Source organism: Roseiterribacter gracilis (assembly GCA_018332375.1).
Taxonomy (GTDB): Bacteria; Pseudomonadota; Alphaproteobacteria; order BOG-932; family Roseiterribacteraceae; genus Roseiterribacter; species Roseiterribacter gracilis.
Genome location: BOPV01000001.1, coordinates 1,280,927 through 1,296,353, shown reverse-complemented (window position 1 = coordinate 1,296,353; position 15,427 = coordinate 1,280,927). Strand labels below are relative to the sequence as shown.

General features: G+C 63.7%; 13 protein-coding genes. 8 read left to right on the top strand and 5 right to left on the bottom strand.

The annotated features are described in order from the left end of the window. Nucleotides 1–171, top strand: coding sequence for a hypothetical protein (locus TMPK1_RS06495; protein ID WP_420242143.1), 171 nt, complete (start codon nt 1–3; stop codon nt 169–171). After that, the gene (locus tag TMPK1_RS06490; RefSeq protein WP_420242142.1) at nt 168–1,730 is read left to right on the top strand and encodes a lipopolysaccharide biosynthesis protein; all 1,563 of its coding nucleotides are present in this window, start codon (nt 168–170) and stop codon (nt 1,728–1,730) included. The genes TMPK1_RS06495 and TMPK1_RS06490 overlap by 4 nt, the downstream gene beginning before the upstream one ends. On the opposite strand, the gene TMPK1_RS06485 is transcribed toward TMPK1_RS06490, so the two are convergent. From TMPK1_RS06485 to TMPK1_RS06475, 3 genes are read right to left on the bottom strand one after another with little or no spacing between them, the layout of a single operon-like run. Then, nucleotides 1,659–2,870, bottom strand: coding sequence for a glycosyltransferase family 4 protein (locus TMPK1_RS06485; protein ID WP_420242141.1), 1,212 nt, complete (start codon nt 2,868–2,870; stop codon nt 1,659–1,661). The genes TMPK1_RS06490 and TMPK1_RS06485 overlap by 72 nt on opposite strands. Before the next feature lie 37 nt (nt 2,871–2,907). Further along, on the bottom strand, nt 2,908–3,924 hold the full coding sequence (locus tag TMPK1_RS06480; RefSeq protein WP_420242140.1) for a GNAT family N-acetyltransferase: 1,017 nt from the start codon (nt 3,922–3,924) through the stop codon (nt 2,908–2,910). After that, nucleotides 3,921–4,643: a YdcF family protein gene (locus tag TMPK1_RS06475; RefSeq protein WP_420242139.1), complete on the bottom strand. Its 723-nt coding sequence runs from the start codon at nt 4,641–4,643 to the stop codon at nt 3,921–3,923. Before TMPK1_RS06475 ends, TMPK1_RS06480 begins: the two co-directional genes overlap by 4 nt. A 350-nt stretch (nt 4,644–4,993) precedes the next feature. Here TMPK1_RS06475 and TMPK1_RS06470 point away from each other — a divergent pair, with 350 nt between their 5' ends. The 5 genes from TMPK1_RS06470 to TMPK1_RS06450 all read left to right on the top strand — a co-directional run bounded on the left by TMPK1_RS06470 (nt 4,994) and on the right by TMPK1_RS06450 (nt 13,368). Beyond that, entirely contained in the window at nt 4,994–6,370 is a 1,377-nt protein-coding gene (locus TMPK1_RS06470) for a TIGR03013 family XrtA/PEP-CTERM system glycosyltransferase (protein ID WP_420242138.1), read from the top strand. Nucleotides 6,371–6,582: 212 nt separating this feature from the next. Further along, a complete protein-coding gene (gene prsK / locus TMPK1_RS06465; protein ID WP_420242137.1) occupies nt 6,583–8,649 on the top strand; it encodes an XrtA/PEP-CTERM system histidine kinase PrsK in 2,067 nt (688 codons plus the stop codon). Beyond that, complete coding sequence (prsR, locus tag TMPK1_RS06460) at nt 8,649–10,070, top strand: PEP-CTERM-box response regulator transcription factor (protein ID WP_420242136.1); 1,422 nt, start codon at nt 8,649–8,651, stop codon at nt 10,068–10,070. The genes prsK and prsR overlap by 1 nt, the downstream gene beginning before the upstream one ends. Next, a complete protein-coding gene (gene prsT, locus TMPK1_RS06455; protein ID WP_420242135.1) occupies nt 10,067–12,877 on the top strand; it encodes an XrtA/PEP-CTERM system TPR-repeat protein PrsT in 2,811 nt (936 codons plus the stop codon). Before prsR ends, prsT begins: the two co-directional genes overlap by 4 nt. Further along, nucleotides 12,877–13,368, top strand: a complete 492-nt coding sequence (locus TMPK1_RS06450; protein ID WP_420242134.1) for a hypothetical protein — start codon at nt 12,877–12,879, stop codon at nt 13,366–13,368. The genes prsT and TMPK1_RS06450 overlap by 1 nt, the downstream gene beginning before the upstream one ends. 32 nt (nt 13,369–13,400) lie before the next feature. Here the strand turns inward: TMPK1_RS06450 and TMPK1_RS06445 are convergent, their stop codons facing one another. Together TMPK1_RS06445 and TMPK1_RS06440 are read right to left on the bottom strand one after the other, a co-directional pair. Continuing rightward, nucleotides 13,401–13,865, bottom strand: coding sequence for a hypothetical protein (locus TMPK1_RS06445; protein WP_420242133.1), 465 nt, complete (start codon nt 13,863–13,865; stop codon nt 13,401–13,403). Nucleotides 13,866–13,921: 56 nt separating this feature from the next. Continuing rightward, nucleotides 13,922–14,278, bottom strand: coding sequence for an HNH endonuclease (locus TMPK1_RS06440; RefSeq protein ID WP_420242132.1), 357 nt, complete (start codon nt 14,276–14,278; stop codon nt 13,922–13,924). A 96-nt stretch (nt 14,279–14,374) separates the two neighbouring features. Here TMPK1_RS06440 and TMPK1_RS06435 point away from each other — a divergent pair, with 96 nt between their 5' ends. Beyond that, the gene (locus tag TMPK1_RS06435; protein WP_420242131.1) at nt 14,375–15,373 is read left to right on the top strand and encodes a TRAP transporter substrate-binding protein; all 999 of its coding nucleotides are present in this window, start codon (nt 14,375–14,377) and stop codon (nt 15,371–15,373) included. Nucleotides 15,374–15,427 lie beyond the last annotated feature (54 nt).

Genomic DNA, 15,427 nt, shown 5'->3' with positions numbered 1-15,427 from the left:
ATGCTTGCACTTGGCGAAGCACTGCTTCTGGCCTTGATCAGTTTCGCGATCTGGTGGATCGCGTTGCGATCGATTGCAGCCGATCACGAATCCAAGCGGGACGGGTTGCGCTTTCCGGTGCGGCCGGGCCGGTGGGATCTGCGGTCTCACGACACGCCGCGCAAACCGTGAGCGAAGCACCGCAAGCCGGCACCGTTCCGATCGCGTCGGAAGAGCTGCAAGGGTCGGGGCTTGGCAAAAAAGTCGCCGTTGGCGCCGCCTGGATGGTGGGGCTGCGCACCGCCTTTCGCTTCCTCGGCCTGATTTCGACCTTGGTGCTGGTGCGTCTGCTGGCACCGCAGGATTTCGGTCTGGCTGCGTTGGCGTCAATGGCCTACGCGATGTTGGATCTTGCTAGCGACGTGTCGATCAACCTGGCGCTGGTGCAGATGCGCGAGCCGACGCGCGCGCATTACGACACAGCCTGGACCCTGGTCGTGCTGCGCGGCTTTGTGATCGCCGCGATTATGATCGTGACGGCGCCGTTGATGGCCGAGTTCCTGGCCGAGCCGCGGGTCGAGAACATGATCTACGTCTTGTCGTTGGCGCCGATCCTGTCGGGATTCGAGAATGTCGGGCTGATCGAATATCAGCGCGACCTGCGCTTCGATCGCATCTTCTGGTACCAGCTCGTCAACAAGATCGCGTCGTTTCTGATCGTAATCCCGGCTGCGATCATTCTGCGCAACTATTGGGCGCTGGTGATCGGCGCCTTTGCCGCGCGCGTCATCACCATTCCGCTGTCTTACGCGATCCATCCGTTTCGGCCGCGCCTGTCGCTGGGTGCGTTCGGCGATCTGTTCGATTTCTCGAAGTGGCTGTTCGTCACCAATCTGCTGACGATGGTCGATTCCTATTTGATGACCTTGCTGCTCGGTCGCACCGCTGGCGCTAGCGCCGTCGGTACGTTCCAGGTCGCCAACCAGATCGCGTCCTTGCCCGCATCCGAAGTCGCGGCGCCGGTGCGCCGGCCGTTTTATGCCGGCTATGCCAAAGTCAAAGACGATCTGGGGAGTTTGCGCGCACAGATCCTGTCGGGCTTCGGCTTTTTGATGCTGCTGGTGATTCCGATGTCGGTCGGTCTCGCCGCTGCGTGCGAGCTGGTGCAGCAGCTGGGGCTGGGGCCGAAATGGGAGGATGCGGCGCCGATCGTTGCGCTATGCGCCATGTATGCGCTGTTCGATGCGATCGGCCAGTTTACGCACAACATCTATCTGGTGCGCGGCGAGCAGAAGCGGTTCGTGCGGATCATGGCCGGCAACATCGTGCTGCGCGTCGCGCTGGTGATCGTCGCGGGCGTGTATGGCGGCGTCTTGTGGGCGGTTGCGGCGCTGGCCGCGACGGCGCTGCTGAATGCGGTGATGTGGTTCGCCAAGCTGCTGCCGTTGGTCGGCATGCGCGCGGCCGAACCGCTGTCGGTCGTGTGGCGGACCTTCGTTGCGGCAGGCGCGATGGCGTTTGCAGTGCGCGTCGCGATCGCCGCCTGGCCGCCGGAAACGTCGGTCGGGCCGTTGCTGCTGCAAACTTTGGCGATCTGCGGCGGCGGTGCGGTCGTGCACGTGGTGGTGCAGAGCCTGTTGTGGTTCGTCTGCGGCCGCCCGCGTGGGCCGGAACAGCAGCTACTCGATCACCTGCCGGCGGTTCGCCGCAAAGTCGCGCGCATCTTTCCCCGCGGCATGGCGCGCGCCTAGCATCTCCGCCAGCGACGCGATCCGTCGCGCGTTGCCGTCCCACGTATAGTCGCGCGTCAGCAGCGTATTGCGCGCGCCGTCGCCAAGCCGCGTGCGCAGCGCCGCGTCGTCGGCCAGCGCGGTGATCGCGCCCCACAAATCATCGGGATCGTCCGGCTGCACCAGCAGCGCATCGGTCTTGTCGGTCAGCACTTCGCGAATGTTGGGCGTGGCGGGCGCAACGATGGCGCGCGCGGCGGCCATATATTCGAACAGCTTCAGCGGTGACGCATAGGCGACGACGTGCGGCTGCAGCGCAACGTCGAACGACGCCAGCAGACCCGGAATGTCGGCGCGCTCGACCAGGCCAAGGAACTGCACCCGCGATGCGATGCCGAGCGCTTTCGCCTGCGCCTTCAAATCGGAAATCGCTGGCCCATCGCCGGCAATGATCAAACGCAGATTGGCGCGGCGATCGCGCGCCATCCGGTCCAACACGCGATCCAGCCCGTGCCAGGGGCGCACGAAGCCGACAAAGCCGATGGCGATCTCGCCGCTGCCGAGTTGCAGCCTCGCGCGGAAGGGACGCGGATCCAGCGATGCGTAGAGCCGCGGATCGATGCCGTTCTGCACGACATGAATACGCTCGTCGGGCACGCCGGCGGCGCGCACATGATCGGCAAGCACGTTGGTGACCGGCAGAACCAGATCGGCGCCACGCCAGGTCGCTGCTTCGATGCGTTTGGCGAGGCGCTGCAGTTTCAGATTGCCGTGGCGCGCGCGCTCTTCGGCCAGCGGCGAATTCACTTCCAGCAGCAATGGACGTTTCAACACGCGTCGCGCCGTCAGGCCGGCAAGGTGAAACAGATTGTAGCGCTCGTAGATCACGTCGGGCCGGTTGGCGCGACCGGCGCGCAGCAGGGGCGGAATCGAGACAGCGTTGTAGCCAAGCTCGGCCAGTTCATACGCAGCGCCCGGTAGATGCGCCTTCAAGCTCGAAACCAGCGACTTGTCGCCACCGCCAAAACCGGCCTGCTCGTAGAAAGCCGGCCCGACGATATCGAGCACGTGACCCTGGCGGCGCAGCGCGCCGGTCAGCTCTTCGATATGGACGCTCTGCCCGTCCTTCGACTGGACACGGTGGCTGTAGAGAATTCGCATTGCGGGCAGAACGCTCGCCCGCCGAGAAGGTCGCGCGTCAGGATCGGACTTTCCGTAACAGCGATCCCGCGGCATGCCGGACGATGCGCATTGCTTCGGCCGGTCGCGTCCAGCGAGCCGTCTCGACGCCGACGAAGCCGCGCCGGTTGTGCGCCCAAAGCCGCTTGTAAGGATCGTCGCCGCGGCCGAAATCGATTTCGGCGACCTGGTCGTCGTCGATCAGCCGTTCCAGCGCCAGCGCGGTCAGCACGGTGCCCGGCGACAGCTCGTCATATTTCTGGTCGTGCGCCAGTTTGAGAACCGAGGCGCGGTCGTCCAGCACGGTCCAGATCTGCGCCGCAACCGGCTGATCGTCGAGCAGCAGCAGCGCCATTCGCAACACGCCAACTTCGCTGGCCGCGCGTGCGAATTCGGCCTGAAAGCGCGGAAAGGGTTCGGGCTCTTTCCAGCTGGTGGCGTAGATCGCGTCATAGGCTTCGAGCGCAAAGCGCAGCTTGTCGCCGTCGCGGATCCAGTCGAATTGCGCGCCGCGTTTCATCAGCTTGCGGCCGCGCCGTTCGACCGTCGATCGCAGCGCCCCGGGACGGCCCTGCATATAGGCGGTGAAATCGCGCGCGCCGATTTCTTCGTGCCAGTGACCGAATTGTTCGAAGCGCAGCGCGCTGCTGCTGCCGTTGCCGAGCCCTTCGAGAAACCCGGCGGCGCGTTCGTCGGCCGGGTCGAGCGCTTCGTAGCGCGCAGCGATCGGGCCCAACGCTTGCGCCAGATCGCGCGCAGCATCCCGCGCATCGTCGGCAACCGTCAGCGGCGCCCAGGCGCAGCTATAGCAATTGGTGAGGCTTTGCAGCACGCCATCGCAGATCTGTCCCGGCAGCAGCGCGCGCGGCGCGCCTTGCGCGTCGCGCAGCAACGCGAAGCGCGGCCTGCAATTCACAGCAAGTCCGTGCGCAATCACGGTCGCGTACCAAAAGCGTTGATCGAACAAGGTGCCGGCGAACAGCGGCGCTGTGTCGTCGGGCAGCGCGTCGAGCGAGTCGAACCAAGTGAGACTCATCGGCACATTCCCGCGCGATAGAGAATCACGCCCAGCCATTCATGCAGCGCCCAGTAGGATTCGCCCCAGCCGCGCGGCGCCGGCAGAAAGGCGCGAAACGTGGTGCGCGGCAACGCTTCCAGCGGCAACGGTGCAGGCAGAGCAGGGACACCTAAGATGTCCGCGGCGATCATTGCGCGGCGCATGTGCCAGGCATGGGTGACGAGCAACAACGGACCTTCGAGCCCAGCCTCGCGTGCGAGCGCGGCGCCATAGCGAAGGTTTTCACAGGTATCTTTTGCGCGATCTTCGACGCGCGCCTCGACGCCGCGTTCGGCGAAGCTCTTCGCCATCAACGCGGCGACCGCTGGTTCGCCCTGATCGAGCATGCCGCCTGTGACAATGACAGGCAGCCGCAAATTTTTTGCGATGCGTGCCGCTTCGCGGACGCGGGCTTCGGACGCAGCGCCGGCTTCGTAGCCGCGATCGTCGCGCGCGACCTCGCCGCCGAGAACGAGCAGCGCGCCGGCCGCAATTGACGGCCTCGCGCCATCAGCAAGAGCGAGCGAACGCAGCGCTATTCGCGAAATCATTGGTGTGCCGAGAATCCACATGCTGACAAACACGAGCAGCACCAACGCGCGCGAACGACGTGTGTGTGCAGCGAATGCGGCGGCCAACAACAGCCACAACAAGCCGACAGGCGGCAGCAACAGCTCGGCGATGTCGGTGCGGTTCATCTCGGTGCTGATTTTCGGGTCGGAACAAACGTGCGTTCACGAAGTTGAGGGAGCGGCGCACGAAAACGAAGTCTCGAAGGTGTAATCTTCTCCGACACTTGTCCAGTTTCTTACTGCTTGAAGTAACGCTGGACAGTTGTGAAGTGAAGATACCGTTGAGAGACCAAGCGAGTTCTCGCCAGAACCATGTACATGCCTAGTCGAAGGCGGAGATTGCTCGCAATGACCTACTGCATATCTTCGACTTAATACTTTGGTAACTATAAGAGGCGGGCCGAACCGGCAGCCTCCACTCGACAAACACTTCGGGCCGCGGCGGCGGCTCCAGCGCACGCACTAGAGAGAAGCTCATGCTCAAAGTCTTTGGCCATTCGATGCCGGTGAAGATGCTGCTGCTGGGTATGGCAGAGATCTTGGCCATCGCCCTGGTCCTCGATTGGCTTCTTTCGGCTGGCGTGCAGCCTTCGCTCATCTCTGCCGATCTGCGCGGCGAATTCGTCCAGACCTCGGTCATCTTCGCGGGCATCGCCGTGTTGTCGATGTTTGCGATGGGTCTCTACGACTCAACCACGATCAGCGACTATCGCGGCACGGCGACCAAGACGCTGGTCGCGCTGCTGTTGATCGTGCCCGCCAATCTCGCGGCGATCTGGGTCTTTCACGACGCGCTCTATGCCAGCGACAACTCGCGCGCTTGGTGGATCATCAAAGCGCCCGCCGTTTGGATGGCGGTCATTCTCTTCACGCGCTTCGTCTGCAATCACGCGCTGCGCACCGCTGCATTCAAGCGCCGCGTCTTTGTGTTGGGCGAAGGCACCAAAGCCAGTTCGATCCGCGGCTGGGTGAGCCAGGGTCTCAATCACTATTTCGAAGTCGTCGGCTATTACGAACCCGCACATGCGCCGACCGACGCGGCCGCAGGCAGCTGGGTCGAGGAAGTGAAAGCCTTGAAGGCGAGCGAGATCGTGGTTGCGGTCGACGATCGCCGCGGTCTTCCGGTCGACGAATTGCTGGCCGCGCGCATGAACGGTCTGGCCGTGATCGACTACCAGACCTTCTGCGAGCGCGAGACGGGTCGCCTCGATCTCGAAGCACTGCAGCCGTCCTGGCTGATCTTTTCGAGCGGCTTCACGCAGGGTGCGATTTCGGCGGCGGTCAAACGCGCCTTCGACATCATCGTCGCCAGCGCGATGCTGATCCTGACCTTGCCGCTGATGCTGATCACCGCGGTGCTGATCAAAGCCGAAAGCGAAGGCCCGATCTTCTATCGCCAAGAGCGCGTCGGTCTGAACGGCCGTAGCTTCAACGTGCTGAAATTCCGTTCGATGCGCGTCGATGCCGAGAAGGCGGGCGTGCAATGGGCGCGGGCCAATGACAACCGCGTCACCCGCGTCGGCGCCTTCATTCGCAAAGTCCGTATCGACGAGCTGCCGCAGCTGCTGAACGTGCTCAAGGACGATATGAGCTTCATCGGTCCGCGCCCGGAACGTCCGTTCTTCGTCGAACAGCTGACGCAAGCGATCCCGTTCTATCGCGAACGCCACAGCGTGAAGCCGGGCATCACCGGTTGGGCGCAGGTCAATTATCCCTACGGTGCGTCGCTCGAGGATGCGCGCAACAAGCTCTCCTACGATCTTTACTACGTGAAGAATCGCAGCCTGTTTCTCGACCTGATCATTCTGATCTCGACCGTGCGGGTGATCTTGCTCCAAGAGGGCGCGCGGTAAGTATTCCTCTCCGTGTAGCGGTTTTCTCAGGCCGGCACCGAAAGGTGCCGGCCTTTTTTTCTAACGTGTCTCGCCCGGAGGTCCTTTGGACTTCCGGATTAGCGACTCACGATTCAAATTGGCGCGGCAATCCCGCGGGATTGCCCTTGCGCGCGTAAGCTTTTTTTACAGACGCGGTGCATTTTCCAGTTGCGCGGCGTTTCAGCGGGACCATGGCTCTCGCTGACGCATCACTCTTGCTGCATCTCGCCTGCGCGATCGCGTATGCGGCGCTCGCCGCATTGGCGTTGTTGAAGCGGCCAGTCAGCGCGACCGGACGCTGGCTGATCGCTGCATGCAGCGTGACGGTGATCTGGGCGTTGTGCTGGGCGGTGGCGCCCAACCTGTCGCTGGTGCCATTGCTGGAAACCGCGATGCCGCTCGCCTGGTGCGGTTTTCTCGCCCAGCTGAATGTCCGCGCGTTGGGCGAAGCAGCGCCGAAGTTGAAGCACCAATTCCTGCTGGTCACCGCCTTGCTGTCGGGCGCTGCGCTGGCTGCTGAGTTGGCGTTGCTGGTTCTGCCGACCCCGTCCTGGGCGGCGCTCGGTGAAATCGTGCTGCGCATCGCGATCGCGGTCGCCGGCGTGCTGTTGCTGGAAAATCTCTATCGCAACGCCGATGCAGCGGGACGCTGGAATTTGAAGCCGGTGCTGCTGGCGCTGCTCGGCCTCTTCGCGTTCGAGATCGTGCTCTATGCCGACACGCTGCTGTTCCGGCGCATGACGCCGGGCTTGGTCGTTGCGCGTGCGCCGATTGCGATGATGTTGGTGCCGCTGCTGGCCTTGGGCGCAGCGCGTAATCGTGGCTGGAAGGTCGACATCCATGTCAGCCGCGACGTGGTCTTCCATTCCGCCACCTTGATGATCTGCGGCGGCTTTTTGCTGGGCATGGCCGCGCTTGGCGGCGTGGTGCGCGCGCTGGAGGTCGAATGGGGCCCGATGCTCGAGGCGGTGCTGCTGTTCGCAGCCGTCGTCGTCGTTGCCATCGCAGTCACGTCAGGCGTCGTGCGGTCACGCCTCAAAGCGATCGTCGCGCGCAATTTCTTCAGCCATCGCTACGACTGGCGGCAAGTGTGGCTGGGCTATCTCGGCACCTTGTCGGACGTCGAAGGAACGCTGCAGGCGCGCATCATCCGCGCCGTCGCCGATCCGGTCGACAGTCCCGGCGGTTGGTTGTGGCTGCGTGACGGTTCGACCTGCCGCTGCGTGGCGACGTGGAATGAGCCAATGCCGCCAGCGGGCGGATCGCTGCCAGCTGGATTCCTCGACGCATTCCGCAACGGTGCGTGGATTCTCGATCTCGAACGCCAGGTCGATCTCGATTCCGTGCCGCCGGTGTTGCGCAACCTGAAACGCGCCTGGGCCGCGGTGGCGTTGGCGCATGGCGGACAAGTATTGGGCTTTGTCGTGTTGGCGCAGCCGCGCGCGGCGAGCCAGGTCGATTTTGAAACCTACGACCTGCTGCGCGTGCTGGCGCTGCAAACTGCCAGCTATGTCGCCGAAGAACAGACCTCGGTCGAGCTTGCCGACGCGCGCCGCTTTGAAGCCTATGGCAAGCGATTCGCCTTCGTCGTGCACGACCTCAAGAATGTCGTCAGCCAATTGTCGTTGATGCTGCGCAACGCCGAGACCTATCGGCACGATCCGGCGTTCCAGGCTGACGTGATCGAAACCGTCGCCCATGCCGTGCAATCCATGAACAAGACGCTGGCCCAGCTGCGCCAGGCGCGATCCCTAGCCGCGGCCGAATGCGAGCCGGCGTCGATCGTGCGCGCGGTTGCTGCGCGCCGCGCCCAAACCGGTGCAACGGTGCGGGTCGAAGACGAGGCGGGCGGAGCCACGGTCGCGCTCGACGCGGCGCAGTTCGAACGTTCGCTCGAACATCTGATCGACAATGCGCTGGAAGTGTCGCCCGACGGGATCGGCATCGATGTGCGTCTTGAGAAAACCGAAACGGCGCTCGCGATCGAAGTGATCGATCGCGGTCGCGGCATGGCACCCGGCTTTGTCGCAACCGAACTGTTCCGTCCGTTCCGCTCGACCAAAGGCGGACACGGAATTGGCGCCTACCAGGTGCGTGAAACCGCGCGTGCTGCTGGTGGCGATCTTGTCGTCGTCAGCGAGCCCGGCGTGGGCACGACGATGCGACTTGTTCTCCCAAGAGTGGGGGAAACCCGAATGAAGAACGAAAATCTTGCTGTCGCTGCTGCCCTTCCATTCTCAACTCGAGTTTCCCAGTAATGGACCGACCCAAACTTCTCATCCTTGAAGACGATGACGGGCTGCGCCGGCAATATCGCTGGGCGCTTGGCGACGCGTGGCACATTCTTGCGACGTCGACGCGGCAAGAAGCGTTGAAACTGCTGCCGATCGAACGGCCTGCGATCGCGATCGTCGATCTCGGTCTGCCGCCCGATCCCGACGGCGCTAGCGAAGGGCTGGCGGCGCTGCAGCAGATCTTGACGCAAGAGCCTGGCACCAAAGTCATCATCGCGACCGGCAACGAGACGCGCGACTTTGCGCTGAAAGCCGTCGCGGCGGGGGCCTATGATTTCTACCAGAAGCCGATCGATATCGACGTCTTGAAGACGATCCTCGATCGGGCGCTGAAACTGCACACGCTGGAAGAAGAAAACCGCCGGCTGCAACAAGGCGATCAGCGTTCGGCGATCGACGGGCTGATCACCGCGTCGCCCGAGATGCTGAAAGTCTGCCGCTCGATCGAGCGCGTCGCCAAAACCGACGTATCGGTTCTGCTGCTGGGCGAAAGCGGCACCGGCAAAGAGGTGTTGGCGAATGCGGTGCACCAGCACAGCACACGCGCCAAAGGTCCGTTCATTGCGATCAATTGCGGCGCGATCCCCGAGAACCTGCTGGAAAGCGAGCTGTTCGGACACGAGAAGGGTGCCTTCACCGGTGCGGTGAAGACCACCATCGGCAAAGTCGAACAGGCGCATAAAGGTACGTTGTTTCTCGACGAAATCGGCGACCTGCCGCATCCGCTGCAGGTCAAGCTGCTGCGCTTTCTGCAGAATCGCGTCATCGAGCGCGTCGGCGGCCGTTCGCCGATTGCGGTCGATACACGCATCGTCTGCGCCACCCACCAGGATCTACATTCGCGCATTGCCGACGGGCTGTTCCGCGAAGATCTGTTCTACCGGCTCAACGAGATGGTCGTGACCATCCCGCCGCTGCGCGAGCGTGGCGAAGACGCGGTGCTGCTGGCCAGTTTCTTCTTGAAGAAGTTCGTCAAGCAGTTCGATCGCCGCATCAAAGGATTCACGCCCGATGCGATTGCCGGCATCGCGGCAGCGCCATGGCGCGGCAATGTGCGCGAGCTGGAAAATCGCGTGAAGCGTGCAGTGATCATGGCCGAAGGCGCGCAACTCACCGCGGCCGATCTCGATCTCGATCCCGTATCGGGTGAGGACGAGGGCGAGTCGCTCGACCTGCGTGCGGCCCGTACGCGCGCCGAACAGAAAGTCGTGCTGCGCGCGCTGGCACAAGCGCACGGCAACATGTCCACCGCAGCCAAGCTGCTGCGGATTTCACGTCCAACCTTGTACTCGCTGCTTGAAGCGCACGGGCTCAGCGTTCCTTCGGCGCAGCGCGCCGAACTCGCCGACGCTGCCAGTGCGGAACCGGAGATCGCCTCGTCATGACAAAGAAGATTTTCATCGCCGTACTGCTCGCGGCAACCGCCTTGGCGACGACGCTGCCGTTGCGCGCACGGGCCGCCGACAATACGGCGCAGGAATATGCGACCCAGGCGGAAGAGGCGCTCAAAAAAGGTGATGGCCGGGCTGCGCTGATCCAATATCGCAACGCGGTCAAAGCCGACCCTGAAGACGTGCAGCTGCGCATCAAGCTGGGCCGGTTGCTGGTTCTGTCGGGCGACGGTGTCGGTGCCGAGCGCGAATTGAAAGCGGCGCGCGACCGCAAGGCCGACGACGTCGAAGTCCTGCCGCTGCTGACCCGCGCCTGGCTGTTGCAGAACCAACCCGAAAAAGTGCTGCGCGAAGTCGATCCGGCCGGCGGCACGCCCGAACGTCGTGCGGTGGCGCTGACCTCGATCGGCGAAGCGCAGTTGTCGATGAAACATTTCGACGAAGCCGAGAAGGCGCTGCTGGAGGCCGAGCAGCTGAACCCGAAGGCGCGCGCGACCAAGCTGGCGCTGGGCCGCACCTTGCTGGTGCGCAACAAGCCGGCCGATGCGGCGGGGAAATTCGCCGACGCGCAAGCGATCGAGCCGACCAGCGAAGGCTGGATGCTGAGCGGCGAGGCGCAGCTGATGCAGAACCGCGTCGCCGAAGCCAAGACCGCCTTCGATCATGCGATCGAACTCGACAAGCGCAATGCGCTTGCACATGTCGAACGCGCGCGCATCGCGCTGGCCTCGAACGAGCCCGATGCACCGGCCAAGGCGAAAGAAGATCTCGACGCCGCGGTTGCGACTGCACCTGGCTTGCCGGCCGCGCACTATCTGATGGCGTTCGTGGCGGCGCGCAAAGGTTCGTGGGGCGAAGCCGACAACGAGCTACAGAAGGTTGGTCCGGCGCTCAATGAATTGCCGCGCGGCCTGTATTTGCAGGCGGTGGTGAAGAACGCGCTGAACCAGCCCGAGCAGGCGCAGGCGGCGCTGGCCAAGCACGTCGCACGCTTCCCCGACGACGTGCAGGCGCAAAAGCTGGTTGCGGTCACTGCGTTAAAAAAACACGAGCCGCAAAAAGCGATCGACGCGCTGGAGCGTGCGGTTGCAGCCAAGCCCGATGATGCCGAGGCGCAGGACCTGCTGGGCCGCGCCTATCTCAACGTCGGCAAGTCGGACAAGGCGCTGGCCGCCTTCGACGCCGCGTCCAAAGCATCACCCCAAGATGCGGCGATGCAGACGCGCGTAGCGCTGTCGAAGCTGCAGGCCGGGCAACAAGATTCTGCGATCGTCGATCTCGAACGGTCGCTGAAACTCGACGCCGACAAAAGCGGCCCTGCGGCCGAGGTTCTGTTCCTGACCTATTTGCGCGGCGGAAAGTTGGACGACGCGCAGCGCGTTGCCGACGATCTTGCCAAACGCACGCCGAACGCGCCGTTGCCGGCGCTGTACCAGATCATGGTGCAGGCCGAGCGCGGCAAGCCGGCCGATGCCGAAGCGAAGGCGCGGGCGCTGGCCGATGCCAATCCCGATTTCGCGCCCGCGCGCTTGGAGCAGGCCGAGTTGCAGGTGCAGCAAGGCAAGATCGACGAGGCGTCGGTGACCTATCGCGCGCTGCTGGCGAAACAGCCGGCCAATGTTGCCGCCTTGCGCGCGGTAACACAGCTCGATCGCGCCCGCGGCAAGCTGGGCGATGCAATTCCGCTGTGGGAAGCAGCGCATAAATCGGCGCAGCAGGATTTGCCGGTCGCGATCGGCTTTGCCGAGGCCTTGGCGCTGAACGGCGAGGTGCCACGCGGCATTGCGGTGTTGCGCGAACCGCAACTCACCGCCAGCAACGACGCCGACCTGCTGCGCATCCGGGCCCGGTTCGAAATGAACCAGAAGGACAATGACGCCGCGATCGCGACTTTGAAACAAGCGGTCGATGCGCGGCCAACCGACGCCAATGTGCGTCGCGACTATGCGCTGGCCTTGTCCTTGGCCGGCGATACGAATGGTGCCGAACAGGCGCTGGACGAGGCGCGCAAGCTGGCGCCCGAGAATGATCTGTTCCTGCGCGACCGCGCCGGCGCCACCTTGAAACGCGGTCTGGATCCGGCGTTGCAATATGCCGATCAGATCCAGCGCAGCGATCCGCGCCGGCCCGCTGCGCAAGCCTTGCCCGGCGACGTGCTGGCGATGGCAAACCAACCCGACAAAGCAATCGAACGTTGGCGCGCAGCGCAGGCGCAGCAGCCATCGACCTTGCTTGCGATGCGCATTTCGCAGGGGCTGGAGAAGGTCGGCAAGCCGGCCGATGCGCGTGCGGTGTTGGCCGATTGGGCCAAGCAGCAGCCGAACGATCTCGATGCACAGCTCGCCTATGGCCAGTATCTGCTGGTGCATAAAGACTATCCGCCGGCAACGCAGATGTTCGAAGCGCTGAACAAGCAGCGGCCGAACAATGCGTTGGTGCTCAACAACCTCGCCTGGCTGTACGGCGCGCAGAAGGATCCGCGCGCGACCGAGACTGCCTTGGCTGCTTACCGTCTCGATCCGCGTTCGGCGCAGGTCGCCGATACGCTCGGTTGGGTGTTGCTACAGACCAACAAGCCGCAAGACGCGCTGACCTATCTGCGCCGTGCTGCGCTGGCGGCGCCCGACGAAGCCGACATCCAGGTCCACTATGCCAGCGCGCTGGCTGCGACGGGCGCCAAGGATCAGGCGGCTGCGACCTTGCAGAAGGTATTGGCCAGCAATCGTCCGTTCGACGCGCGCGGTGAAGCAGAGAAGCTGCAAGCGTCGTTGGGTGCTAGCGGCAGTTCGACTCAACGCTGATGGCCGTGCAACGCCGTAGCGGCGTGGTCAGCGCGATCGATGGATTCGGTCGCGCTGTCTTTCTCGCTGTCGCGGCGACCTTGATGCTCTTTGCGATTGCGACCTTGATCTATGGCTGGTGGACGTTCGGATCGTCGCTGCTGGCAGGCGAGCAGGTCGCCAAGTCGCTGCTCGAAGCGCTGGGCTGGGTCGTGATCGGACTCGCCGTGTTCGACGTCTCAAAATATCTGATGGAAGAAGAGATCCTACGCGACCGCGAAATGCGCGATCCGGTCGAAGCGCGCAAAAGCCTGACCAAGTTCGTGTCGACGATCGCGATCGCGGTCTTTCTCGAAGCGCTGGTGGCGGTGTTCGACGCGGTGAAGACCGACCTGACCCATCTTCTCTGGCCGACCTTGCTGCTGTTGTCGGCCGTGCTGATGATCGTTGGGCTCGGCCTGTATCAGCGGCTCAGCGTGCAAGCCGAACAAAAAGAAAGCGCGGCGAAGTAGCGTTCGCCGCGCTTGTCGTTGGCGTTCGTCGGTCAGCGTGCGTTGTAGAGCGACGCCACGATCTGATCGGCAAGCGCGCGCGCCTGTACCAATTCCAGCGCCGACTGGCTGGCCAGCATCGGCGCGTCGACCGTAATCGTGCCTTGCACGTTGAAGGCGGCGAGCTGCGCCGCGGTTGCGTTCGACGTCACCTGCACGGTGCCGGCGACACGGCCGGTGCCGACGGTGGCGCCCGATGCAATGCCGCGCGCTTCGGTGATCTGCACCGTCAAGGTCGCGGACTCGCCCGGTCCCTTGCGTACGCGCGCATTCAATTCATCGCGCAGCCGGTCGGCGAGCGTGGCCGCAGCGCCCGAGCTGCCGGCATAGGCGACGGTGACACGATCGATCGAAATCGACGCGACGCGATCGGCGGGCAGCGGTCCTTGGCGCGGTGTGGGGCCGCCGCAAGCGGCGACAAGGGTGAGCAGGGCAGCGGCAGCGACGAAACGGATCATGGCGGTTCCTCCTGCGGCCCGGAACGCCCGATCACGTCCTGTAGTTCATCGCTCGCTTAGGGGGCGCGTGGAGGGCTGCTCTGCGCGTGACGCGAGCGGCGGCGTTGGCGCTTGGCGCGGCGTTTGGCCGGGACGGTTTTGCCGGCCAGGCCGCGCACCAGCAGTGCGCGCCGTTCCGGATCTGGCGCATCGGTGCCGTCGGCCCGCGCGCCGTTGCATGCCGCACATGCGAGAGCGAGATTTTCGGCGTCGTCACTGCCACCCAGATGGCGCGGCACCAAATGCTCGCGCGTTGCACGGGCCGGATCCCGCACATCGCGCGTCAGGCGAAGCTCGACCCCACACCAATGGCAGTGCTGGTCGCGTGCCGAAAAAAGCGCCAGCAGCGAAGAATCATCGGCGTCGCCTGTCATCTGCGACTCCCGCTTGCCTCGGCTTGCATGCAAGGGTAAGCGCGAAGCAAGCCACAAGCCGGGAAACGGCGGGCATCGTTCACTGGGAGGAGAAACATGAAGAAGCTCGTTTGGCTCGCCGCCGCGGTTGCGGCGGTCGCTTTGGCCACCGGCCCGGCCGCGGCGCAAGAAGTGACGATCAAGTTCAGCCACGTCGTCGCGCCGGATACGCCGAAAGGCAAGGGGGCGCTGAAGTTCAAAGAGCTGGCCGAGCAATATACCGGCGGCAAGGTCAAGGTTGAGGTCTATCCCAACTCGCAGCTCTACAAAGACAAAGAAGAACTCGAAGCGCTGCAGCTTGGCGCGGTGCAGATGCTGGCGCCGTCGCTGGCCAAGTTCGGTCCGTTGGGCGTCAAAGAATTCGAAGTCTTCGATCTGCCCTATCTGTTTCCCGACAAAGCCGCGCTGCGCAAAGTCACCGACGGTCCGGTCGGCAAAGACCTGCTCAAGCGTCTCGAAGCGAAAGGCATCACCGGCCTCGCTTACTGGGACAACGGCTTCAAGATCATGACTGCGAACAAGCAGCTCAAAAAGCCCGACGACTTCTTGGGTCAGAAGATGCGCATCCAGGGCTCGAAAGTGCTCGAAGCGCAATTCCGCGCGCTGGGCGCGCTGCCCCAGGTGATGGCCTTCTCCGAAGTCTATCAAGGTCTGCAGACGGGCGTCGTCGACGGCACCGAAAACACGCCGTCGAACACCTACACGCAGAAGGTCCACGAGGTGCAGAAGTTCGGCACGCTCAGCGACCACGGCTATATCGGCTATGCGGTGATCGTGAACAAACCGTTCTGGGATGGTTTGAAGCCCGAGATTCGCACGCAGCTCGAAAAGGCGATGGTCGACGCAAGCAAATACGCCAACGACATCAGCCAGACCGAGAATGACGAGGCGATGGCCGAGATGAAGAAGTCGGGCAAGATCACCTTCATCACGCTGACCGCCGACGAAAAGAAAGCATGGGTGAAAGCGCTGAAGCCCGTGCACGAAGAAATGGCGGGTCGCGTCGGCAAGGAACTGCTGCAGCAGATTTACCAGACGACCGGTTTCCAGATGTAAGACTTGGGGCGGCGTCCAAGGCGCCGCCCTTTCTTTGCGTGCGTAACGACCAGG

Bases quoted from the DNA above. Each gene is read 5' to 3' on its own strand.
- TMPK1_RS06495 (WP_420242143.1), top strand. From the start codon at position 1: ATGCTTGCACTTGGCGAAGCACTGCTTCTGGCCTTGATCAGTTTCGCG.
- TMPK1_RS06485 (WP_420242141.1), bottom strand. From the start codon at position 2,870: ATGCGAATTCTCTACAGCCACCGTGTCCAGTCGAAGGACGGGCAGAGC.
- TMPK1_RS06480 (WP_420242140.1), bottom strand. From the start codon at position 3,924: ATGAGTCTCACTTGGTTCGACTCGCTCGACGCGCTGCCCGACGACACA.
- TMPK1_RS06475 (WP_420242139.1), bottom strand. From the start codon at position 4,643: ATGAACCGCACCGACATCGCCGAGCTGTTGCTGCCGCCTGTCGGCTTG.
- TMPK1_RS06470 (WP_420242138.1), top strand. From the start codon at position 4,994: ATGCTCAAAGTCTTTGGCCATTCGATGCCGGTGAAGATGCTGCTGCTG.
- prsK (WP_420242137.1), top strand. From the start codon at position 6,583: ATGGCTCTCGCTGACGCATCACTCTTGCTGCATCTCGCCTGCGCGATC.
- prsR (WP_420242136.1), top strand. From the start codon at position 8,649: ATGGACCGACCCAAACTTCTCATCCTTGAAGACGATGACGGGCTGCGC.
- prsT (WP_420242135.1), top strand. From the start codon at position 10,067: ATGACAAAGAAGATTTTCATCGCCGTACTGCTCGCGGCAACCGCCTTG.
- TMPK1_RS06450 (WP_420242134.1), top strand. From the start codon at position 12,877: ATGGCCGTGCAACGCCGTAGCGGCGTGGTCAGCGCGATCGATGGATTC.
- TMPK1_RS06445 (WP_420242133.1), bottom strand. From the start codon at position 13,865: ATGATCCGTTTCGTCGCTGCCGCTGCCCTGCTCACCCTTGTCGCCGCT.
- TMPK1_RS06440 (WP_420242132.1), bottom strand. From the start codon at position 14,278: ATGACAGGCGACGCCGATGATTCTTCGCTGCTGGCGCTTTTTTCGGCA.
- TMPK1_RS06435 (WP_420242131.1), top strand. From the start codon at position 14,375: ATGAAGAAGCTCGTTTGGCTCGCCGCCGCGGTTGCGGCGGTCGCTTTG.